This window comes from Gemmatimonadetes bacterium SCN 70-22, from assembly GCA_001724275.1.
In the GTDB taxonomy this organism is placed as follows: domain Bacteria; phylum Gemmatimonadota; class Gemmatimonadetes; order Gemmatimonadales; family Gemmatimonadaceae; genus SCN-70-22.
Window position 1 is genome coordinate 91,988 of the sequence record MEDZ01000019.1, and the last position, 23,228, is coordinate 115,215.

Annotated in this window: 13 protein-coding genes, 1 pseudogene and 2 other annotated features; of the genes and pseudogenes, 13 read left to right on the forward strand and 1 reads right to left on the reverse strand. The window is 69.8% G+C overall.

All coding sequences use genetic code 11. The annotated features are described in order from the left end of the window. The first annotated feature begins 169 nt into the window (after window positions 1-169). Entirely contained in the window at window positions 170-1,291 is a 1,122-nt protein-coding gene (locus ABS52_10980; protein ODT03121.1) for a UDP-N-acetylglucosamine 2-epimerase, read from the forward strand. On the opposite strand, the gene ABS52_10985 is transcribed toward ABS52_10980, so the two are convergent. Then, window positions 1,288-2,274 (reverse strand): hypothetical protein, encoded by a 987-nt coding sequence (locus ABS52_10985; GenBank protein ODT03122.1) that lies wholly within the window; start codon window positions 2,272-2,274, stop codon window positions 1,288-1,290. The genes ABS52_10980 and ABS52_10985 overlap by 4 nt on opposite strands. Window positions 2,275-2,634: 360 nt before the next feature. Between ABS52_10985 and ABS52_10990 the strand changes: the two genes are divergently transcribed. The 12 genes and pseudogenes from ABS52_10990 (at window position 2,635) to ABS52_11045 (ending at window position 23,228) form a co-directional block, all read left to right on the forward strand. Further along, window positions 2,635-3,750, forward strand: coding sequence for a hypothetical protein (locus tag ABS52_10990; protein ODT03123.1), 1,116 nt, complete (start codon window positions 2,635-2,637; stop codon window positions 3,748-3,750). Between the two features lie 58 nt (window positions 3,751-3,808). Further along, entirely contained in the window at window positions 3,809-4,855 is a 1,047-nt protein-coding gene (locus ABS52_10995) for a hypothetical protein (protein ID ODT03124.1), read from the forward strand. Between the two features lie 68 nt (window positions 4,856-4,923). Beyond that, window positions 4,924-6,015, forward strand: coding sequence for a hypothetical protein (locus ABS52_11000; GenBank protein ID ODT03125.1), 1,092 nt, complete (start codon window positions 4,924-4,926; stop codon window positions 6,013-6,015). Window positions 6,016-6,017: 2 nt separating this feature from the next. Beyond that, window positions 6,018-8,375 (forward strand): hypothetical protein, encoded by a 2,358-nt coding sequence (locus ABS52_11005; protein ODT03126.1) that lies wholly within the window; start codon window positions 6,018-6,020, stop codon window positions 8,373-8,375. Window positions 8,376-8,394: 19 nt separating this feature from the next. Then, complete coding sequence (locus ABS52_11010; GenBank protein ID ODT03127.1) at window positions 8,395-10,326, forward strand: asparagine synthase (glutamine-hydrolyzing); 1,932 nt, start codon at window positions 8,395-8,397, stop codon at window positions 10,324-10,326. 17 nt (window positions 10,327-10,343) lie between these two features. After that, window positions 10,344-11,600, forward strand: coding sequence for a hypothetical protein (locus ABS52_11015; GenBank protein ODT03128.1), 1,257 nt, complete (start codon window positions 10,344-10,346; stop codon window positions 11,598-11,600). Window positions 11,601-11,640: 40 nt separating this feature from the next. Then, window positions 11,641-12,963 (forward strand): GDP-mannose dehydrogenase, encoded by a 1,323-nt coding sequence (locus tag ABS52_11020; protein ODT03129.1) that lies wholly within the window; start codon window positions 11,641-11,643, stop codon window positions 12,961-12,963. A 92-nt stretch (window positions 12,964-13,055) separates the two neighbouring features. Continuing rightward, window positions 13,056-14,144 carry a hypothetical protein gene (locus ABS52_11025; protein ODT03130.1) on the forward strand — a complete coding sequence of 363 codons (1,089 nt, stop codon included), beginning with the start codon at window positions 13,056-13,058 and terminating at the stop codon, window positions 14,142-14,144. A 283-nt stretch (window positions 14,145-14,427) separates the two neighbouring features. Further along, the gene (locus ABS52_11030) at window positions 14,428-16,503 is read left to right on the forward strand and encodes a hypothetical protein (GenBank protein ODT03131.1); all 2,076 of its coding nucleotides are present in this window, start codon (window positions 14,428-14,430) and stop codon (window positions 16,501-16,503) included. A gap of 42 nt (window positions 16,504-16,545) precedes the next feature. Further along, window positions 16,546-17,532: a hypothetical protein gene (locus tag ABS52_11035; protein ID ODT03132.1), complete on the forward strand. Its 987-nt coding sequence runs from the start codon at window positions 16,546-16,548 to the stop codon at window positions 17,530-17,532. A 335-nt stretch (window positions 17,533-17,867) separates the two neighbouring features. Next, window positions 17,868-17,957: a binding site (cyclic di-GMP riboswitch class I), on the forward strand. A 27-nt stretch (window positions 17,958-17,984) separates the two neighbouring features. Further along, window positions 17,985-20,099: a hypothetical protein gene (locus ABS52_11040; GenBank protein ID ODT03133.1), complete on the forward strand. Its 2,115-nt coding sequence runs from the start codon at window positions 17,985-17,987 to the stop codon at window positions 20,097-20,099. 282 nt (window positions 20,100-20,381) lie between these two features. Further along, window positions 20,382-20,473, forward strand: a binding site (cyclic di-GMP riboswitch class I). 22 nt (window positions 20,474-20,495) lie between these two features. Next, window positions 20,496-23,228, forward strand: a pseudogene (locus ABS52_11045) (hypothetical protein).

The window sequence follows — 23,228 nt, forward strand, 5'->3', positions numbered from 1 at the left end:
CAGGTGCGCGCGGGAGTCCCCACCGCCCTCACCGGGTCCGGGTGATTGAGACCCGCGCGGGGGCTCGTCCGTCCCTGTCATGCGCGGGTCGCCGCGGTGCATGCGTCGCCCGCCGCCCGCGCAGCCGCTACCTTGTGCATCGTCGCGCCCAACCGTTCACGTTCCGTGTATGAAAGTCCTCGTGGTCGCAGGTGCAAGGCCCAATTTCATGAAGGTCGCCCCCGTGCTGCAGGCCCTCGAGCGCCAGGGGCATTCGCGCGTCTTCGTGCACACGGGCCAGCACTACGACGCGTCCATGTCCGACGCGTTCTTCCATGACCTCGGGCTCCCCACCCCCGACTGCCACCTGGGCGTCGGTTCCGGCTCGCACGCCACCCAGACGGCGCGCGTCATGGAAGCCTTCGAGCCGGTGCTCGAGGCGTCGCGCCCCGACTGGATCGTGGTCGTCGGCGACGTCAACTCCACCCTCGCCTGCTCCCTGGTGGCGGCCAAGCTGCGCGAGAGTCTCGGGTGCCGCATCGCGCACGTCGAGGCCGGCCTGCGCAGCAACGACTGGGCGATGCCCGAGGAGGTGAATCGCGTCCTCACCGACCGCCTCAGCGACCTCCTCCTCACGCCGTCGCGCGACGCCGCGCCGAACCTGCGGCGCGAGGGGATCGAGGATTCGCGGGTCGTCTTCGTGGGGAACGTGATGATCGACTCGCTCCTGCGCATGCTCCCCCACGCCCGCGCGCTCGAAACCCCCCGGGCACTCGGCGTCGACGGTGCCCCCTACGCGGTCGCGACGCTGCATCGCCCGTCCAACGTGGACGATCCCGCGCAACTGGCGCTCATCCTGTCCGCATTCGCGGAGCTGGCGCACGACCTCCCCATTCTCCTCCCGATGCATCCGCGCACGCGAGGGCGGGTGCGCACCTTCGGCCTCGACGCGCTCCTCGCGCCGCTGCGCGTCCTCGAGCCCCTGGGCTACACCGAGATGCTCTCGCTGCAGGCCGAGGCGGCGGTGGTGCTGACCGACTCCGGCGGCATCCAGGAAGAGAGCACCGTCCTGGGCGTCCCCTGCGTGACGCTTCGCCGGACGACGGAACGTCCGGTCACGGTGTCGGAGGGGACCAACCGACTGGCCGGGTGGCCGTTGACCCGGGACGGGATCCTCGCCACGGCGCGCGCCGCGCTCGCCGACGGGCGCGTGCCGGTCGGGGCGCGCGCCCCCGAGGGATGGGACGGTCATGCCGGGGAGCGCGTGGTCGACGCCCTGGCTCGGGCCACGCTGCACGTCGCGACCACCTAACGAGTCGCCGCCGGCGCGGGCGCCTCGATCGCCTCCGGGTGCTCGCGCAGCCAGGCCCAGAGCCGGGCGATCCCCTCACGCAGCGACACGGGCGGCTCGTAGCCGAGGACGCGACGGGCGCGCTCGAGCGAGGCCAGGGAGTCGCGCACGTCGCCCGCGCGCGGCGGCTGGTGCTCGACCTGGACCGGTCGCCCCGTCACCTCGCCTACCAGTCGAACGAGGTCGAGGATGGACGTGCGCTCGCCGGCGCCGACGTTTACCACCTGGCCGCTGGCGCGATCGGCCGGCTGCGTCGCCGCCAGCTCGTTGGCCAGGACGACGTTGTCCACGTAGGTGAAGTCGCGAGTCTGGCCCCCGTCGCCGAAGATCCGCATCGGTGTCCCGCTCACGGCGGCCCTGAACAGGGCGGGGACCACCGCCGCGTAGGGCCCGAAGGGGTCCTGACGCGGGCCGAAGACGTTGAAGTACCGGAGCGCGACCCCCTCGATGAGTCCCGCCCGCGCGTAGGCCAGCGTGTAGAGCTCGCCCGCCAGCTTGGCCGCGGCGTAAGGTGAGCGGGGGAGCGGCTCCATGCTCTCGACCTTCGGCAGGACGGCCGTGTCCCCATACGCCGACGAGGAACCCGAGTACACCACGCGCCGCACCCCGTTGGCGCGCGCGCCCTCGAGGACATTCAGCGTCGCGTTCACGTTGTTCTCGTGGCACCCGATGGGGTCCTTGAGCGAGCGGGGAACGCTCGGCAGCGCCGCCACGTGGAACACCACGTCGATGGCGCGGGTCGCGCGCTGGGCCGTGGCCGGGTCGCGCAGGTCTCCCTCGACGAACTCGATCTCCCGCTCGATGTCGCGCAGGTTGCTCCGGAAACCGGTCGAGAGATTATCGACCACGCGCACCACATGCCCCCGCGCCAGGAGGTGGCGCGACAGGTTGCATCCGATGAATCCGGCGCCGCCGGTGACGAGCGTGCGAAGGGGAGACGACATGCCAGTGCGTAGAAGGTCGAGGGCGAATGCCCGGGGCGACATCGGTAAGGTGCAAACCGCACACCAGTCGTTCACTCCTGAAGACGGGCATCCACGGCCGACGCCACAACCGGCCCCCCGGGAGGTGTCCCACGCCGCGCAGGCGGGGCAGATTACCGGCGGAGTCGCGAGCCGGCGTCCCACACCGCCTGTCGAGACGGTGCAACAGTCGGGGCGTCGCGCCACCCAGTCCCGTCGACCCAATCTAGCGAGGCGGCGGCGGACGAGCCCGAGTGCCCCGGTACTCCCCTTGCTCGTGTGCGGTGCGCGGGCGTTCCCGCGCCATGGCTGGTTCGTCTTGTGCGTGATCCTTCAACAGACATGCTCCTCTTCGCACTCGGATGCCTCTTCGCGCTCGCCGTCATCTGGCTGGGCTACCCCCTCTTGATGGCGGCGCTCGCGGCCATCCGGGGGAATGCCCGTCCGGCGGCGGAGATGGCGCTCCGGCGGGTGAGCGTCGTGATCGCCTCGCGCGACCCGGAGGCCGTCATCCGCGATCGCGTGGCCGACGTACTGGCCGGTGACTACCCACCCGAGCTTCTCGAGGTGGTGGTCGCGCTCGACCAGCAAGGGCCGGTGCCGTCGGAATCCCTGCAGGATCTCGCTCCCAGGGTTCGTGTCGTCGCCGGGCCACCTCCTGGCGGCAAGGCGGTCACGCTCAATGCCGGGGTCGCCGCAAGCACGGGCGAGATCCTCTGCTTCACCGACGCTGCCCAGCGCTTCGAGCGTGACGCCATCAGGCGATTGGTCGGAGCCCTGGCCGACGAGCGACTCGGCGCGGTGTCGGGGGCGCTGCACATCGGCCGCGACGGGCGTCCGTCGACGCTGGCCGAGCGGTACTGGCTGTTCGAGCGGTGGCTTCGGATGAAGGAGGCGCGCGTCCATTCGGCCGTGGGGGTCACCGGGGCGATCTATGCGATGCGGCGCGTGTGCTGGCATCCGCTCCCCGCCGGCCTGATCCTCGACGACCTGTATGGGCCGATGCAGCTGGTGCTGAGGGGGTATCGGGTCGGTTTCGAGCCATCGGCGCAGGCGTTCGACGATCGCCGGTTCGCGCCGGCCCAGGAATTCCGGCGCAAGGCACGCACCTTGACGGGGGTACTGCAGCTGTGCGCCTGGCTCCCCGAGGTGGTGCTGCCCTGGCGCAATCCGATCTGGCTCCAGTTCCTCTTTCACAAGCTGCTCCGATTGGCGACGCCGTACCTCTTGCTGCTGGCGGCGCTGGGTGCCCTGGCCTGGGCGGCCACCGCGCTGTCGTCGTCCGCCCCGGCCCTCGGGCGGTGGCTGCTCGCGCTCGCCCTGATCGCCCTGGGGGCGCTCGTCGCCGCGGTTCCACGCGTGCGCGGCGCGCTGGCGATGGCGGCGGCCATGCAGGCGGCCGTCGTTCGCGCCACGATCAACGGGCTCCGCGGGCGGTGGGACGTATGGAATCGTTAGGCATGGCGACGGGGAGCGCCCCGCAGCGGTCCGGGAGGGCGACGTGAGCGTCGTCCGCATGGCGAGGGAGGGGATCTACGCCCTGGCGCGCGCCACGGGTGGCATGGCCCTCGTTCGCCGCTCGAGATTCCGCCGCGAACGCCTCCTCATCCTCTGCTTCCACGGCGTCTCACTCGACGACGAGCACGAGTGGAAGCCGGCGCTGTTCATTCGCCAGGAGGTCCTCCGCGAGCGGCTGCGGCAGCTCCGCGACGGCGGCTACAGCGTGGTGTCGCTCGACGACGGGGTCCGACGCCTGCGTGACGGAACGCTCCCGCGCGCCGCGGTGGCCCTCACGTTCGATGACGGCACCTACGACTTCTACGCGCGCGCGTATCCCGTGCTCGAGGAGTTCGGCTACCCGGCGACCGTGTACCAGACGACACGCTACTCCGAGGTCGGCACCCCGGTGTTCGACGTCTTCGTTTCGTATCTCCTGTGGAAGGGACGCCACCGCACCGTCGATCTTTCGACGGTGGTGCCCGGTGCGCCGGCGGGTGCGCTGGACACCCCGGCACGGCGCGACGCGGCGTTCTGGACGATCCTGCGATTCGCCGAGACCCACGGACTGGATGAAGTCGCCAGGCAGCACCTCGCCGAACGTCTCGCTGCCGTCCTGGGGATCGACTTCCGCTCGCTCGTCGCGAAGCGCATCGTCTCGCTCATGACGCCCGGCGAGATGGCCGAGCTCGCGGGGAAGGGGATCGACTTCCAGCTGCACACGCACCGTCACCGCTTGTTCGAGGAACGGGAGGCGTTCACGGCCGACCTGCACATGAATCGTTCCCTTCTCGAGGGAGCGACCGGTCGCGTGGCCACGCACTTCTGTTATCCCAGCGGCGTGTATCGCCGCGACGCGATGGCGTGGCTGCGCGAGGCGGGGGTGACATCGGCGACCACGTGCGACCCCGGGCTCGCCGCGCACGACACCCCGTCCTTGCTCCTCCCGCGCCTCGTGGTCACCGAGTCCCTCAGTCCGCTGACCTTCGAGTCGTGGGCCAGCGGGTTGGCGGAGCTCCTGCCGCGGCGGACCAGGCTCGCGCATCCGGAGGCACGAGAGCCGTGAGCCGTCAGCCAGCAACTGCCCTCACGCCGGGCGCGCGGCGTGCGACGCCCCCGCTGCGCGTCTGCCTCGTGGGTCCCTCGCTCGACATCCTTGGCGGGCAGGCCATCATCCTGAATCGGCTGCGCCAGCGGCTGGCGACCGTGCCAGACCTGGAGGTGTCGTTTCTCCCCGTGAACCCGCGGCTCCCGGGGGCGCTCTCGGCGTTGCAGCGCGTGAAGTACCTCCGGACCGTCGTGACGAGCGTCGCCTACGCGTGGTCGCTGCTGCGGACGATGCGGCACGTGGACGTCGTGCACGCGTTCTCGGCGTCGTACTGGTCGTTCCTCCTGGCCCCGGTCCCCGCGATGATCATCGGACGTCTCTTTGGCCGGACGGTCGTCCTCAACTATCGCAGTGGCGAGGCCGACGACCACCTGGCCAACTGGCGCAGTGCCGTCCCCCTCATGCGGCTGGCGCACGCCATCGTCGTCCCCTCGGGCTACCTGGTCGACGTCTTCGCCCGGCACGGCCTGCGCGCACACGCGATCGTGAACTTCGTGGAAGTCGATCGGCTCGCCTTCCGGCCGCGCGACGTGCTGGCGCCGCGATTCTTCTCCAACCGCAACCTCGAGCCGCTGTACAACGTGGCGTGTACGATCCAGGCCTTTGCGCGCATCCAACGCGAGGTGCCGCAGGCCGAACTGGTGGTGGCGGGCGACGGGAGCCAGCGCGGCGAGCTGGAGCGGCTCGTCACGAGCCTCGGACTTCGCGGCGTGACATTCCTCGGACGCGTGTCGCCGCAGCAGATGCCGGCGTTGTACGATGCCGCCGACGTCTACCTCAATTCTCCCGACATCGACAACATGCCCAACTCGGTCATCGAGGCGTTCGCCGCCGGGCTCCCGGTGGTGACGAGCGATGCGGGTGGGATCCCGTACATCGTGCGGCATGGAGAGAACGGGCTGATGGTGCCGCGCGGCGACGACGCGGCCATGGCGCGCGAGGCGTTGCGCCTGCTTCACGAACCGGGGCTTGCGGCCCGCCTCTCGGCGCAGGCGCGGCAGGAATGCCTCGATCGCTACACGTGGCCCAGGGTGCGCGACGCCTGGGTGACGCTGTATGAGCGGGCGGCTGACGCCGCGGCTTCCGGCACCACGCTCGACCACCTCGAGGCGGCTTGACGATGCGCCCCGGTCGGCTCCTCGCCAAGCTGCGCGGTCGCTCGCTCGCCGAGCTGCAGGAGCGCGCCGCGCAGGCCCTCGCCGCCGTGGGCGAGCGGTGGGGGATGCGTGGCGTCGGCGAGCCAGGAGACGACGAGTTCAGGCGGCGGCTGGCCCCAGCCGTGGCCGCTGCAGGGTCGGCGGCGCTCGCGGTCCGGCTTCGCTCGGGGGAACGCCCGCACCTGGTCCCGGGCATGGCCGCGCCGGCGGCGACGGCGCGATTCATCGCCGAGCGCTTCCCGGAACGCGTGGGCGAGATTGCCCGTGTAGCCGACGAGATCCTCCGCGGGCGCTTCGAGCTCCTCGGCCACCCCGTGCTGGAGCTGGGATTCCCCCCGCCCTGGTCGCGCGATGCCACGCTGGGGGTCACCGCCCCCGACGCGCACTGGAGCCGGATCGCCTTCCTGGACGCGCGCGTGGTGGGTGACCACAAGGTCGTCTGGGAGCTGAACCGGCATCATATCCTCGTGTCGCTGGGGCAGGCGTGGCAGCTGACGGGTGATGCACGCTACGCCCGCGGGGCCGCGGCGCTGCTGGCGTCGTGGCTCGATGCCAACCCGCCCAAGCGCGGCGTCAACTGGGCCAGCAGCCTCGAGGTGGCGTACCGCGCCGTCTCGTGGACGTGGGCGCACCGATTGCTGCGCGACGCGCCGGAACCGGACGACCGGCTCCTCGTGCGCTGGCTCAAGGCGCTCGACGCCAGCGCGCGGCACATCGAGCGCTACCTGTCCACGTGGTTCAGCCCCAACACGCACCTCACGGGCGAGGCGCTGGGGCTGCTCTACATCGGGACGCAGTTCCCGGAACTGCGTGACGCGCCGCGCTGGGCCGCGCTCGGCTGGCGCATCCTGGAGGAGCAGCTCCCGCGGCAGGTCCGGCCCGATGGGACCTACTTCGAGCAGGCGGTGCACTACCACCGCTACACCCTCGACATCTACCTGCACGCGCGCCTCCTTGGGGAGCGGCACGTTCCCGCGCGCGCGCCGGCCTTCGACGACGCGATCGTCGCCCTGGCCGACGTGCTGGCGTGGCTGTCGCGAGGCGACGGGACGGTCCCGCTCTTCGGCGATGACGATGGCGGGCAGTTGCTCTTCCTGGATGGGCGCGCGCCCGACGATGTGCGCTCGCCGCTGGCGACCACGGCGACGATCCTGCGGGCGGGGCGGTTGGCGGCGGTGGCCGGGGCGCCGAGCGACGAGCTGGCGTGGATGCTTGGCGCCGAGGGGGTGCGCGCCTATGACGCGATCGCGCCCACGCCGCCGGCCGCGCTGGCTCGGGCCTTCCCCGACGGGGGGCTCTACGTGATGCGCGATGGATGGGACGCGCGCAGCGCCGTGCTGGCCATCGACTGCGGCCCGTTAGGCACCGCCAACGGGGGGCACGCGCATGCCGACACGCTCGCCTTCGACCTCTCCATCGGCGGGCGCCGCCTCTTCGTGGACGCGGGGACCGCCAGCTACACGATCGATCCGGCCGAGCGCGATGCCATGCGCTCCTCGCTCGCGCACAACACGGTCTCGCTCGACGGCACCTCCTCGTCCGAGCCGGCCGGGGCCTTCCGGTGGCGGGTGATGACGTCCGGCGTGCGCGATGCGTGGGTGGTGACGAGCGTCGGCGCCTGTTTCGAGGGGCACCACGATGGCTACCGGCGCCTTTCCGCGCCTGCGTCGCATCGGCGCCAGGTCCTGGCGGCACGGGGGGAATGGTGGCTCGTGCGCGACGTGATCGAGGGCGAAGGGGAGCACGATGCCGTCTCCACCTTCCAGTGCGCTCCCGGGCTTGACGCCACGGTGCAGGGAGGGCGGCTGACGGTGACCGATGACGGGCGAGCGCTGGCCACGGTGGTCGCGATCGGTGCGGACGGCGGATGGGAGGTCGACGACGCCATCGTGTCGCCCCGTTATGGTTCACGTGAGCGGTCGCGGCGCGCGCGATTCCGATTCCGGGCGCGGGGGGCCACGGCGATGAGCTTCGTCATCCTGCGGGCCGATGCGGGCGGGTACGACGTGGAGCGCCTGAAGGCCGCGACGGGTCAGGCGATCGCGATCCGGTCGGTCATCCACGACGATCTCCTCCTGTTCGACGTGCGGGGCGAGGTGGAGGGGGTACGCACCGACGCGGACGTCGCCTGGGTGCGCCGGGGCGGAAGCGGGGGGGAGGGCGAGTCCCTCGTGATGGTGAGGGGCTCCTGCATCGAGGTCGATGGCGCCTCGGTGGCGAGCGTACCTGGGGGGAGCGTGAGCGCGACGCACGGCCCCGCCGGGTGGAGGGTCGAGCGGGGGGCCCCGGACGGGATCGACGCCGGGCGGCGGCAAACCTAACGAGAGGAGTCGGAACGCCATGTGTGGCATCTGCGGCATCGTGACCCCCGCGGGCTCGAATCGCGTCGTGCGCCAGGACCAGGTCACGCGCATGCGTGACACGATGGTGCATCGCGGTCCCGATGGCGCCGGGCTCTTCCTCGAGCCCGGCGTCGCCCTGGGGCATCGACGCCTCAGTATCGTCGATGTGGCGCATGGGGCACAGCCCATGGCGTCCGACGACGGTCGCTACCAGCTCGTCTACAACGGGGAGATCTACAACCATCCGCAGCTGATGCCCGCGCTGCAGGCGCAGGGCGTCGCCTACCACACGCACTGCGACACCGAGACGGTCCTGCGGCTGTTCGAGCGCCATGGGGACTCGCTCCCGACGTTGCTGCGCGGGATGTTCGCCATCGCCATCTGGGATCGTGCCACGCGAGCGCTCTTCCTGGCCCGGGACCGGTTCGGGGTCAAGCCGCTGTACTACGCCCACCTGGACGACGGGACCCTGATCTTCGCGTCGGAGATCAAGGCCATCCTGGCCTCGGGCGAGCTGCGCGCCGCGATGAACACCGCGGCCCTCCCCGACTTCCTGGCGAACTACGCCCCGTCTGGCGACGAGACGCTCTTTGCCGGTATCCGGCGGCTCGCACCCGGGCACACGCTCGTCTGGCGCGAGGGCAAGGTGGAAGTGCGCCAGTACTGGGACCTTGAATTCGCCGAGGGGACGCTCGACGGGCGCGATGACGCGTCGCTGGTGGACGAGTACCTGGCACGCTTCCGCGAGGCGGTGCGGATGCGCCTCATGGCCGACGTCCCCCTCGGCATGTTCCTCTCCGGTGGCATCGACTCGGCGGCGATCACGGCGATCATGAGCCAGCTCGTCAAGGAGCCCATCAAGACGTTTTCGGTCGCATTCGCCGAACGCGAGGCCAACGAGCTCGCCTTCGCGCGCCTCGTCGCGCAGCGATACGGCACCGATCACCACGAAGTGGTGGTGGCGCCCAACGAGTTCTTCGGGGCGCTGCCGCGGCTCGTCTGGCACGAGGACGAACCGATCGCCCATCCGTCGAGCATCGCCCTCAATTTCGTCTCGCGCCTGGCCGCCGAGCGCGTCAAGGTGGTCCTCACCGGCGAGGGGAGCGACGAGACGCTCGCCGGCTACAATCGGTATCGGGTGACGATGTACAACGCGCGGCTCGGAAGGCGGTACGGGGAGGTGGTCCCGCGCGCCCTGCGCTCGGCGGTGCGACGCGGCATCGACGCCCTGCCGGATACGGCAGGAGTTCGCCGCAAGTTGACGCGTACGTTTCTGTACCTCCCCAGCGACCTGGACACGATCTACTTCGACAACTTCGCCGTCTTCGGCCGGCAACGTCAGGCAGGGCTCCTGGCGCCGGCGTTGCGCGAGCAGCTGGCGGGGATCGACCCGTACGCCGCCCACCACGCCGCGCTGGCGCGCACGGGCGCCCACTCGCTGCTCAACCGGCTCCTGTACGCCGACACCAGGACGTACCTGCACGAGCTGCTGATGAAGCAGGACCAGATGAGCATGGCGGCATCCATCGAGAGCCGTGTCCCGTTTCTCGACCACCCACTCGTCGAGTTTGCCGCCGCCCTCCCCATCCGCATGAAGCTTCGGGGGATGACGACGAAGCACATCCTGCGCGAGGCGATGCGCGGGCTCCTGCCCCCCGAGATCCTCAGCCGCAAGAAGATGGGCTTCCCCGTACCCGTGGGCGCATGGCTCGCAGGGCCGTTCCGGCACGTGCTCGACGAGTTCGTGTTGTCGCCGCGCGCGGCGCACCGGGCGCTCTTCGACATGAACGCCGTCAGCCGCATGGCCGACGAGCACCTGCGCGGCGTGGCGCGGCATGACCAGCGGCTCTGGGCGCTCGTCAATCTCGAGATCTGGCAGCGCATCTTTCTCGACGGCGAGCCGGTCGACGCCATCGCGGCCACGCCCTGAGACCCCGGATATCGCGCATGCACCTCCTCTGGCTCAAGACCGAACTCCTCCACCCCATTGACAAGGGGGGGAAGATTCGCACGTACCAGATGCTGAAGCACCTGAAGGCGCACCACCGGGTGACGTACCTGACCCTCGACGACGGGACAGCCGCCGCCGATGCACCCGCGCGCGCCGCCGAGTACTGTCACGAGCTGGTGCGGGTGCCGTTCGCGCCCCCGGCCAAGGGGAGCGTCGCGTTCTTCGCCGACCTCGCACGGAACGTCGTGTCGCCCCTGCCGTACGCGGTGGCGCGCTACCGCTCGACGCCGATGCGCGAGGCCATCCGTACCGCCGTGCGCACGGGCGCGGTCGACCTCGTGGTCTGCGACTTCCTGACGCCCAGCATCAACATCCCCGACGACCTCGGCGTCCCCGTCCTCCTGTTCCAGCACAACGTGGAGGCGGCCATCTGGCAGCGCCACACGGCGGTGGCGAGCAACCCGGTACGCAAGGCGTACATGCGCGAGCAGTGGCGGCGCATGAAGCGTTTCGAGCAACGGGAGTGCCGGCGTGTCGATCATGTGGTCGCCGTCTCGGACGCCGATCGCACCACGTTCGAGCGCGAGTACGGGGTCACGTCGGTCTCGGCGGTCGCGACCGGGGTCGACACCGACTACTTCCAGCCATCACCGGAACGGGCGCGGCATCCCGACCAGCTGGTCTTCACCGGCTCCATGGACTGGATGCCGAACGAGGACGGGATCGGGTGGTTCGTGCGGGAGGTCCTCCCCATCGTGCGGGCTTCGTTGCCGCACACCCAACTGTCGATCGTCGGGCGGAATCCGACTCCGGCGGTCAGCGCCCTTGCCGACGTCGCGCCGGGCGTGCGCGTGACGGGAACAGTCCCCGACATTCGCCCCTACCTGGAGGAGGCTGCCGTGGTGCTCGTCCCCCTGCGGGTGGGTGGCGGAACGCGGCTCAAGATCTTCGAGGCGATGGCGATGGAGTGTCCCATCGTCTCGACCACCATCGGCGCCGAGGGGCTCCCGGTGGCGGACGGGGAGGACATCCGAATTGCCGACAGCGCTGCCGACTTCGCGGCGGCGACGGTGGCCCTCCTGCGCAACCCACCGGAAGCGGCCCGCATGGGGGCAGCGGCGGCGGCGCAGGTGCGCCAGCGCTTCGGCTGGGAGCGGGTCACCGCCGATTTCGGCGCAGCGTGCGAGGCGACGCTCGAGCGCTGGCATGGCCGCGAGGCCCAACGTCGCGCTCCCTCCGCGGTCGGGGCCTGACGTTGCACATCACCGTACCATTCCTGATTCCATTATACAGATGACTTCTCGCATCAGCGTCTTCGGACTAGGGTACGTGGGCTGCGTCTCGGCTGCCTGCTTCGCGAAGGAAGGGCACGACGTCGTCGGCGTCGACGTGAATCCGGCCAAGGTCGCGATGATCAACGATGGCATCGCCACGATCGTGGAGCAGGGGATCGGTGAGATGGTGGCCGAGATGCGGCGGGCGGGGCGGCTGCGCGCCACCACCGACGTCGGCGAGGCGGTGATGGCGAGCGACATCTCGCTCGTCTGCGTCGGAACGCCGAGCCGGCCCAATGGGGCGCTCGACCTGGAATATGTCGAGCGCGTGTGCGAACAGATCGGCGCCGCGCTGCGCTCGAAGTCGACGCGGCACACCGTCATCATTCGCAGCACGGTGCTCCCCGGGAGCACGCGAGGGGTGGCGATCCCCGCCCTCGAGCGCTCGTCGGGGCTCTCGGCGGGGCGCGACTTCGGGGTCGGCATGAATCCCGAGTTCCTGCGCGAGGGGACGTCGATCAAGGATTTCTACGACCCGCCGTTCACCGTCATCGGCGCAGAGGACGCGACCACCGTCGCCGAGGTGAAGGCGCTCTACGCAACGATCCAGGCGCCCTTTCATGCGGTGGAGACGGGGGTGGCCGAGATGCTGAAGTACGCCTGCAACTGCTACCACGGGCTCAAGGTCGCCTTCGCCAACGAGATCGGGAACGTGGCGAAGACGCTGGGCGTGGACAGTCACGAGGTGATGCGCCTCTTCTGCCTCGACACCAAGCTCAACATCTCGGCGGCGTACCTGAGACCGGGGTTCGCGTTCGGCGGCTCGTGCCTCCCCAAGGACCTGCGGGGGATCACCCACCGGGCGCGAACGCTCGACGTGGCGACCCCGGTGCTCAGCGCCACGCTGGAGAGCAATGCCCTCCAGGTGGGGCGAGCGTACGACATGATTGCGGCTGGCGGTAGGCGCCGCGTCGGCGTCCTCGGACTCGCCTTCAAGTCGGGGACCGACGACCTGCGCGAGTCCCCGATGGTCACCCTCATCGAGCGCCTCGTCGGCAAGGGCTTCGAGGTCAGCATCTATGATCGCGAGGTGCGCAGCGCCCGCCTCATCGGCGCCAACCGCGAGTACATCGAGCGCGAGATCCCCCATGTCTGGGAGCTCATGCGCGATTCGGTCGACGCGGTCCTCGCCGACGCCGAGGTCATCGTGATCGGCAACGGTACCGCCGAGTTTCGTGACATCGCCCCGCGCATTCGCGAGGGGCAGAAGGTGGTCGACCTCGTGCGCATCTTCGGCGCGCGGGCGCCGGCCCACATGGACTACGAGGGGATCTGCTGGTAGGCGACCACTCCGCGGGCGGCGTTCGACCCCCGTCGGCGCCCGGCGATTCCGGGCGCCGACGGCGTATCGTCTTTGCCCTCGACACGTTCGAAGTGGGCGGGACGGAGCTCAATGCAATCCGCACCGCCGAACGACTCGACCGCGCGCGCTTCGCGGTCGAGTTCACCTGCCTCGCGGCGCGAGGCCCCCTGTTGCCCCGCGTGCGAGACGGCGGATTCCGCGTCACCGAGTTCGCGATCGGCAGCCTCGTCGGAGGTGCGGCCTTGCGCGAGGGAATCCGGCTACGCCGCTGGCTGCGACGCGAGGGCGTCGACGTCTTTCACGCGCACGACATCTACACCAACATCTGGGGCGTCCCGTTCGCCCGCGCCGCGGGTGTCCCGCTCGTGATCGCGAGCCGGCGCTGGTGGCTCGAGACGAACCGTCCGGCGCACGCTTGGCTCAATCGATGGGCGTACCGAATGGCGCATCGTGTGCTGGCCAACTCGCCGTCGGTCGGACGACTCCTGATACAGGAGGGCGCTCCCGCGGAGCGGGTCCTGGTGGTTCCGAACTTCATCGAAGACCAGGCATTCGTGCCCCCGGACGACACCTTCCTGGTGCCGCAGCGACGCGAGCTGGGGCTGCGCGCCGGCGACGAGGTGGTCGGCGTGATCGCGAACTTCCACGCCATCAAGGATCTTGGCACGATGGTGCGGGCGCTGGCCCGACTCGCCGCGAGTCGCCCGCACCTCAAGCTCGTCCTCGTTGGCGATGGGGCCGAACGCGAGCACCTGGCTCGGCTCGCCGATTCCCTTGGCGTCTCCGCGCGCCTGATATTCGCCGGCCGTCGTCCCGCACAGCCATCCATGCATTGGCTCTTTGGAGTCTCGGTGCTCTGTTCGCGTGGCGAAGGCTTCCCCAACTCCATCGTCGAGGCCATGGCCGCCGGGCGCCCCGTGGTCGCCACCGCGGTCGGCGGCGTCCCCGACGCGGTGGTTCATGGCGAAACGGGGTTCCTCGTTCCGCCGGGAGACGACGAGGCGCTCGCGCGACAGCTGGCTGTCCTGCTCGATGATCCGAGCCGGGCGCGCGCGATGGGTGAGGCGGGAGCTCGCCGCGCCCACGCGATGTTCGGTGAACGTGAGGTGCTGCACATTCTCGAGGCGGCGTACCTCACAACTCCGGCCACCACCCCCTGACGGAGCGCGGCACAGCTCGCCAGCCTGGCCCGTCACACATCGATCGGTTCGCGTGCTCGCACGCCGCTGGATGATCGGTGCCGTGGCGTGGAGCGCCCTGGGAGTGGTATGATGGAGCAGAATCCGCTCTGCGGGTGTAGGGTTCGACGCACGACTGGCGTGTCATCACGGCAACCTGCCCACGCGTACCGCGCCACACGGGCGTCAGCCCAGGTTCCGAACAGGATATTTCATGCAGGGCCTCCGCCCGATTCGTCAGTCGCTGTGTGTCGCCGTCTCTCTCGTGGCGCTGGCGAGCGGCTGCACCGATTCCGTCACCCCACTGTCCTCCATCGTCGTTCCCGGCAGTCCGGTCGTCCGGTCGGTCGAGGTCGACGTCGACGTCGATTCGACGCTCCTGACGATGGGGAGCCGCGCACGTGCCTCGGCGCGGGCGCTGGATGCGAACGGCAACCCGATCACCGGCCGCGCGGTGACCTGGGGGAGTTCCAATCCCGAGGTCATCACGCTGTCGGGCGACGGCGTGGTCAGCACCGTCGCCCCCGGGGTCGCCAAGGTCCTGGCGACCATCGACGGTGTGCAGGGGGCGCGCGATCTGGTGGTCCGCCAAGCACCGCCCTCCAACGCGGCCGTCGCCACGGTGAAGGTGTCGCTCCCGAGGGCGTCCGTCCGCATCGGCGAGGTCGTGCAGGCCACCGCGACGCCGATCGATTCGGCGGGACGCGTTCTGCCGCAGCGTTCGGTGACGTGGTCGGTCGTCAGCGGCACCGGGATCATCAGTGTGTCGAGCACCGGACTGGTGACCGCCATCGCCAACGGGAGCGCCCAGGTCGCCGCCACCATCGATGGGGTGCGAGGGACGGCCAGCCTGACCGTCTCCGACTCTGCCTCGGGGGTCGTCGCCCTGCCGCAGCTCCCCGAAACGTTGAGCTTCTCGTTCCCCCAGGTGCGTGGCAAGCAGTGGGTCGTGCGCGCCGGCGACAATCTCCAGTCCGTGCTCAACTCGGCGAGCCGCGGCGACGAGATCGTCCTCCAGGCTGGTGCGACATTCTCCGGGAACTTCACGCTCCCGCCCAAGCCCGGCACGCCTGCCGACGGGTGGATCATCATCCGCTCGGACAAGCTCGCGCTGATGCCTCCGCAGGGGACGCGCGTCACACCTGTCTTCGGGGCGCTGATGCCGAAGGTCGTCACCCCGAACACCGGTGCGGCGCTCTCGACACCCGTCGGCGCGAGCGGGTGGTGGATTGCCGGGGTGGAGTTCTCGGTGGACCCATCAGTGACGGCGGTCATCGGGCGCGTGGTGGCCCTGGGCGTGGGGGGGGCCCCCCAGACGACGCTGGCGGTCGTCCCGACGGATCTCGTCCTGGACCGGGTCTACATCCACCCGCAACCGAGCCAGGGGGTGCAGCGCTGTCTCGAGCTGAACAGCGCGCGCACGGCGTTGCAGGACAGCTACCTCATGGACTGCCATGCGAGCGGGTTCGACTCGCAGGCGATCGTCGGCTGGAACGGGCCGGGCCCCTACAGGATCGTGAACAACACGCTCGCCGGTGCAGGCGAGAACATCATGTTCGGTGGCGCGGATCCCGTCATCCCGGACCTCATCCCGGGTGACATCCAGCTCGAGCACAATTACATCTACACGCCGGTCACCTGGAAGGGAGTGTGGACGAAGAAGAACCTCGTCGAGACCAAGAACGTCCAGCGCTTCCTCATTCGGGGAAACGTGCTGGACGGGTCGTGGACCGATGGGCAGGTGGGGTATGCGTTCGTGCTGAAGGTGGCCAACCAATCGGGGCGTTGCACCTGGTGTGCCGCGCGTGACATCATCATTCGGGACAACCTGGTCCGCAACGCGGGCGCGGGGCTCGGGATCACGGGGAAGGAGGGGTCCAACCCGAATCCCGTCGGGGAACTGCTCAACCGACTCCTGGTGGAGCACAACGTCTTCGAGAACATCAACGCCCCGCCCTTCACGGGAGACGCTCGACTGGTGAGTATCATGCAGGATGCGCAGAACGTCACCATTCGTCACAACACGATGACCGCGCCGGGGAGCCTGTCGCAGTTCCTGAATCTCTCCAGCATCCCGGCGGCGACCAACTTCGCCTTCGACGAGAACGTCGTGTCGTACGGCGAGTACGGCCTGTTCTCCTCCAAGTACGGAGTGGGCGAGGGCTCGCTGGCAGGGTTCAACGGCAGCGTGTCGTTCTTCGGGAACGTGATCATCGGCCCGCAGAAGTCCGGCTATCCCCGCTCGACGTTCGTGTCGTCGCTCGCCGCGGCGCTGTCGGGCGGCGCGGGCGCCGATCAGGCGCGCGTGAATGCGGCCATCGTGAACGTCATCATCCCGTAGTCGCGCGTGGCTGGTTCCCGCGCGCAGGCGCCTGTCTTCACCGTGGGGTCCCCGCGATCGGGGACCACGTTGCTGTACCACATGCTCCTCTCGGCGGGCGGATTCGTGCGCTACCGTACGGAGACGCACGTCTTCAGCACCCTCGCCCCGCGTTTCGGCGGGATGCGCCGTCGTGCGGACATCCAGGGCGCGCTCGACGTCTGGCTCGGCTCCGACTGCCACACGCTGTCCGCGCTCCCTGCGGACGTGGTCCGCGACCTGGTCGAGCGCGACTGTCGCTCGCCGGGCGACTTCCTCCGGCTGATCATGGAGGAAATGGGGCGACGCCAGGGGCTGCGGCGCTGGGCCGAGACCACGCCGGCGCACGTGCTGCACATGCGCGAGATCGCGGCGCAGCTGCCGGGGGCACTCTTCATCCACGTGGTCCGCGACGGGCGCGACGTAGCGGCATCGCTGTCGCGGCAGCGATGGATCCGTCCGCTGCCGACCGACCGCGATCGCCCTGCCCTTGCGGCGGCCGCGTACTGGGACTGGGTGGTGCGAGCCGGCCGGCGCGAGGGGCGCGCGCTGGGCGATGCGTACCTCGAGGTACGCTACGAGGAACTGGTCGACCGTCCGCAGGAGGTGCTCGACCGGGTGGGCGCGTTCATCGACCAGCGCCTCGACCACGAGGACATCGTGCGTGTGGGGATCGGGAGCGTTGGGCGTCCCAACACGTCGTTTCCGGGGGCGACCGGGGGGTTCCAGGGACGCTGGCGCACCGAGCTCGCGCCTGGCGATGCCCGCGATGTCGATGCGATGCTGGTGCGGACGCTTCGCGCCTTCGGGTACGAGTCCGACAGTCGCAACGCCCCATTGCGCCTGGCGGCGCGTGCCCGGGCGTATGCGGCACGCTTCGCCGCGCGCCGCGCGTTGAAGGCCTTCGCCCCGCTGGCGCGGCGATCGACGAGCCTCGACTTCTTCGCACCCGGATCGATGCGGGTGACGGCGGAGAAGCTCGCGCAGGCCGTCGCCGGCGACGCCACCTGAGCCGCCGCGGCCCTCCGCCCGCGGACGCGAACCGTCAGGTGCATTCGTGCGCGGGCTTGTCTCGGCGCACGATGTCGCGTTTCGCGACAGCCCGCGATGCCTTAGAATGCCTCAATTTGTGGCAGTAGTCGTGACCTGGCTCACCGCGTCGCTGCGACGTGTGTCCTAACAGCCGGGCTAAGCTGCCGAATAGCTTGGCATTGCGTTGCTGAACAGTAATTGGCGCCCTTCGGGGCGTCGAACGGCCGCCCGGTCGAATTGACCGATACGGCGCGCCGCTTTTCCACAGCCCCATCACTATCGGCAGGATCGCATCACACCCTCTCGAAGGGTGGACGCGACAAAGGCAAACCCGTCGAAAGACGGCGACGCAAAGCTACGAGGCTACCGCAGTTGCAACGCGCCACGCCAGTCGAGCCGCCGAACGGACTCCACATCCTTCGGGAGGATCAATGAAGCACGATGTACGCGCGCTCCGCATTGCCTGCACGATGGCGGCCCTCGGCACCCTCGCGGCTTGCGACGCGATGCAGCCCCCCACGGTTCGCGAGCCCCTGCTCGATTTCGACGCATCGCAGGTGGTCGTCGTCTCGCCCACGCAAACCCTCAGCGTCGGTGACTCGCGCGACCTCAACGCGGTGAGCAAGCTGTCCAAGGTCGCGGCCAAGGAGGGGTGGGTCGTGAACTGGAAGAGCGCGGCGGGGACGGTCGTCTCCGTCAGCGCGCGAGGCGTCGCGACGGGCCGCTCGGGCGGAAGCGCCGCGGTTATCGCCTACACCACCAAGCATACGGACACGATTCCGGTCAAGGTGATCGCCAGCCAGACGGTCGCGTCGGTGACCGTCGCGGCCGGGGTGACGACCATCGCCCCCGGCGCCACGACGACGGTCACCGCGGTGGCCCGCGATGCGGGCGGGGCCATCGTCCCCGGCGTCGCCTTCAGTTTCGCGTCGTCCAATAGCGCCGTCGCGACCGTGACTGCCGCCGGGCTCGTGACGGGCGTCGCCGCGGGGACCGTGGCCATCAAGGCCACGGCGTCCGGCGTGTCGGGGCAGGTGTCCATCACGGTGCAGAGCGTGATCACCTCGCCGCCGCCCTCGTCGTCGTTCGCGCTCCCGGCCTTGCCCCAGACCATCTCCGTGTCGTACCCGCAGGTCACCGGCAAGTCGTGGCTGGTCAAGGCGGGCGATAACCTCCAGTCGATCCTCAACCAGGCGCAGCGCGGCGACGAGATCGTGCTCCCGGCAGGGGCAACGTTCACCGGGAGCTTCGTCCTCCCCGCCAAGTCCGGGACCTCGGCCAACGGCTGGATCGTGATCCGTTCCGATCGCCAGTCGAGCCTTCCCCCGCGTGGAACCCGCGTGACGCCGGCGCACGCCGCGCTCATGCCCAAGCTGATGGCCAACACGGTCGCCCCGGCCCTCATGACGGCGGCGGCAACGAGCGGGTGGTGGATCTCGGGCGTCGAGATGCTCGTCGATCCGAGGCTCACCGCCATCCACTACGGGCTCGTCACCCTCGGCGAGGGCTCGTCCAAGCAGACGTCGCTCAGCAGTGTCCCGTTCGACCTCGTGCTCGACCGTACCTACATCCACGGTGCCACCAACGGCCAGCTCATTCGCTGCGTCGCGCTCAACTCGGCTCGCACCGTGATCGAGGACAGCTACCTGCAGGACTGTCACGCCAAGGGGTACGACACGCAGGCCATCGCCGGATGGAACGGCCCCGGGCCGTACCGGATCGTCAACAACACGCTGGCTGGCGCGGGCGAGAACATCATGTTCGGTGGGGGGGACCCCGGAATCCCCAACCTCGTCCCCGGCGACATCGAGATCCGTCGCAACTACGTCTACACCCCTGCGGGCTGGAAGGGCGTGTGGACGAAGAAGAACCTCTTCGAGACCAAGAACGTGCAGCGCGTCCTCATCGAGGGGAATGTCTTCGACGGCTCGTGGCAGGATGGCCAGGTCGGCTACGCCTTCGTCCTCAAGGTCGCGAACCAGTCGGGCGCTTGCACCTGGTGCACGGCCACCGACATCACGATCCGCAACAACATCATTCGCAACGCCGGGGCCGGCTTCGGCATCACCGGTCGTGAGGGCTCGAACACCTACCCCATCGGCGGGCTGCTCAACCGGCTCCTGATCGAGCAGAACATCGTCGAGAACATCAATACCGGGATCTACACCGGTGATGCGCGCCTCGTCAGCATCATGCAGAACGCGCAGAACGTCACCATCCGCAGCAACACGATGACCGCGCCGGGCGCCCTGAACCAGTTCGTCAACGTCGCCAGCGTGCCGGCGGCGACGAACTTCGCGTACGAGAACAACCTGGTGTCGTACGGCCAGTACGGGTTCTTCTCGTCCTGGTACGGCATCGGGGAGAGTTCCCTCAAGGCCTTCTCCGGCACCGTGGTCTGGAAGAACGTGGTGATGATCGGCGCCTTCCAGTCCGGGTATCCCAACGGGACCTTCGTCTCCTCGCTGTCGGCGGGGCAGTCGACCGGGAAGGGGGCCAACACGGCGGGGGTGCTCGCGGCGACGCAGGGTATCATCATCCCCTGATCAGGGGGGCCTTCCCCTGAGGCGCGAGGGCGCGACGGTTTCGGCCGTCGCGCCCTCGTCGCCCTCGTCGTCTTGCATTCTGCCACCACGCGTGAGCCTCGAAGGCCACGCGAGCCGATGCGGCGCACCAGCGATTTGTGACCTCGGTCGCACGCTGAGAAACGGCTAACCCTCACGGCTGAAACGAGTTATCGCGTGACGTTCGGCCGCGGCCCTCGTCTTCACCGCGAATGGGCGTGCGCTCGGGGCACGCCGACATCATCTGCGCCTCCAGTTCCGGAGACGCGACAAGGGCAAACGGAGGGGAAACCCCCGGACGCAAAGCTACGAGGCTAACGCGCGATCCGTCGCGCCACGCTCGTCGGGCCGCCGAACGCTCAGGTAGGTGGAGGTCGCATGCACTGCAGCTCGCGCATCGTCAGGGTCGTCGCTCTCGCCCTCGTCTCCCTCGCCGGCGCCGCATGCAGCGGTTCGGACGCGGGGGGGGTCGCCACTCCTCCGGCGCCGCCGACCGATCAGCTGGTCGTTCGCATCGTCTCGAAGGACGACTCGATCCTGATCGGCACCACCCGCGAACTCGCCGCCAGCGTCACGACGACTGGTGGCGCCGCGCGAAGTGTCCCGGTCACCTGGACGTCGCTCGACCCCACGATCGCGACGATCTCCGGCAACGCGGTCACCGCGATCGCCAGTGGCGAGGCCCGCATCGTCGCCCGAGCCGGCACCAGCGCCGACACCGGTCGCCTCGTCGTCTTCCTTCCCCGCTTCGAGCTGCACTTGGCGCCGGGGGCCGTGGCGACGACCGCCGGTGACACGATCCAGTTCCAGGCTACGCTCGTCGGGCCGGACAACACGGCCATGGCCACCGATCGCGTGCGATGGACGCTGTCCGACTCCAACGCGGCCCGCCTCCTGGGCGATGGCTCGGTGGCGACGGTGTCGGAAGGGAACCTCGAGGTCTTCGCGACCATCGAGGGCGTGACCGCCTCGGCCAACATCAAGGTCACGGCCGCATCGATCGCATCGGTCACGCTGGTGCCCGGCAACCTGGCGCTGGCGGTGGGAGATGCCCAGGTGCTGGTCGCTGAGGTGCGCGACAACCTCGGTCGCCTGGTGGAGGGACGCGACGTCAAGTGGAAGTCGTCCAGTCCCGCCGTCGCCAGCGTCGATCGCTACGGACGCGTGTCGGCGATCGCCGTCGGCGGTGCGATGATCAGCGCCAGCGTGAACGGCAGGACCGGCACCGCGGCGGTGAACGTGTCGTCGGCGAGCGCCGCGTCGGTGAAGTTGACCCTCCCCAACGACTCGATCGTGGTGGGGAACACGATGCAGGCGGTGGCGACTCCCCTGGACGCGACCGGGGAAGCGCTCACCGGTCGCCCCCTGGCCTGGCAGTCGAGCAACCCCGCGGTGGCGACCATCAACAGCAGCGGCGTGATCACCGCGCTGGTGGGGGGACAGACCACCATCTCGGTCATCTGCGACGGCAAGGTCGCCAGCCAGCGCCTCACCGTCATCGGGGCCGTGCCCTCGTCGATCGCGATCACGCCGTCGTCGGCGCTCCTCACCGTCGGCACCACGGCGCCGCTGACCGCCGAGGTTCGCGACCAGTTCGGCACGGTCATGACCGGGCTGGCGATCACCTGGTCGTCGTCCGCGACGGGCGTCGCCTCCGTCAGCAGCAACGGGATGGTGACGGCCGTCGCGCTCGGGACCGCGACGGTCCGGGCCGCGGTCGGGACGCTCGTCGGCACCGCGTCCGTCACGGTCCAGAACGTCCCGGTGGCGAGCGTATCGGTGTCGCCGTCAGCCCCCAGCGTCGAGGCGGGGAAGGCGGTGCAGCTCGTCGCCACGGCACGCGATGCGCAGGGTAACGTCCTGCAGAATCGTCCCGTGGCGTGGTCCACCTCGGCGCCTTCCGTGGCCACCGTGTCGCCGACCGGGAGTGTGACGGGCGTTGCGGCTGGCAGTGCCACCGTGACGGCGACCATCGAAGGGGCATCGGCGCAGGCCAGCGTGACCGTGACGGCGCCGCCGTCGCCGACGGTCGGCGCGGTGAAGGTGACGCTCAACTCCGCCGTCCTGCGCGTGAGCGAGACCACGAGCGCGATGGCGAAGGTCTACGACACGAGCGGCAAGGAGATCCTCGACTATCCCGTCACGTTCCGCAGCGTCGATCCGGCCACGGTCTCGGTCTCGAACGCCGGTACGGTCACGGGACTCGCCGCGGGGTCCACGGCGATCATGGCCCTGACGGCGGAGAAGGAAGGCTTCGCGAGCGTGACCGTGCAGGCATCGACGCCGCTCCCGGTCAGCTCGGTCACCCTCACGAGTCCCGTCTCGTCGATGGTCGTGGGCGACTCCGCCTTCCTGGCCGTGACGCTGCGAGACTCCACCGGGACGGTGCTCAACGGACGGACGATCTACTTCACCTCGTCGAGCACGCTCGTCGCGACGGTGAATGCGAGCGGCATGGTGCGCGCCGTCGGCGCCGGCACGGCGACCGTCACCGCCACCAGCGAGGGGAAGAGCGCCAGCGTCACGATCGCGGTGGCTGGCGCCACGCCCACCGCCAATCCCGTGGCGTCGGTGTCGGTCTCGCTCGCCTCGTCCGCCCTGACGGTGGGGCAGGGGACGCAAGCAACGGCGGTCTTGCGCGATGCGAGCGGCAGCACGCTCTCCGGGCGCACGATCGCCTGGAGTTCGTCGAACACGGCGGTCGCCACGGTCTCGCAAAGCGGGTACGTCACCGCGGTCGGGGCCGGGAGCGCGACGATCACCGCCCAAAGCGAGGGGAAGAGCGGGGGGGCGAGCCTCTCCGTCCAGGCAGCCGTGGCCACGGTGAAGACCGTGCAGGTCACGCTGAATGTGTCGAGCATCCTTCCGGGTGCCACGGCGCAGGCCACCGCGGTGGCGCGCGACGTCAACGGCGCGATCATCTCCGGCCGTGCCGTGCAGTGGGCGGCGACCGGCGCCGGGACCGTGGTGTCGCTCTCGTCGAGCACATCGTCGACCGTCACCGCCACCGGAATTGCAGCTGGCTCCTCCACCGTATCGGCCACGATCGATGGTGTGGCGGGTTCGGCCGGGTTGACCGTCACCTCCGTGACCACCGTCCCCACCACGATC

Excerpts from the sequence above, each read along its gene's own strand:
- ABS52_11015 (ODT03128.1), top strand. The coding sequence starts at position 10,344 with ATGCACCTCCTCTGGCTCAAGACCGAACTCCTCCACCCCATTGACAAG.
- ABS52_10995 (ODT03124.1), top strand. The coding sequence starts at position 3,809 with ATGGCGAGGGAGGGGATCTACGCCCTGGCGCGCGCCACGGGTGGCATG.
- ABS52_11005 (ODT03126.1), top strand. The coding sequence starts at position 6,018 with ATGCGCCCCGGTCGGCTCCTCGCCAAGCTGCGCGGTCGCTCGCTCGCC.
- ABS52_11040 (ODT03133.1), top strand. The coding sequence starts at position 17,985 with ATGAAGCACGATGTACGCGCGCTCCGCATTGCCTGCACGATGGCGGCC.
- ABS52_10985 (ODT03122.1), bottom strand. The coding sequence starts at position 2,274 with ATGTCGTCTCCCCTTCGCACGCTCGTCACCGGCGGCGCCGGATTCATC.
- ABS52_11020 (ODT03129.1), top strand. The coding sequence starts at position 11,641 with ATGACTTCTCGCATCAGCGTCTTCGGACTAGGGTACGTGGGCTGCGTC.
- ABS52_10980 (ODT03121.1), top strand. The coding sequence starts at position 170 with ATGAAAGTCCTCGTGGTCGCAGGTGCAAGGCCCAATTTCATGAAGGTC.
- ABS52_10990 (ODT03123.1), top strand. The coding sequence starts at position 2,635 with ATGCTCCTCTTCGCACTCGGATGCCTCTTCGCGCTCGCCGTCATCTGG.
- ABS52_11010 (ODT03127.1), top strand. The coding sequence starts at position 8,395 with ATGTGTGGCATCTGCGGCATCGTGACCCCCGCGGGCTCGAATCGCGTC.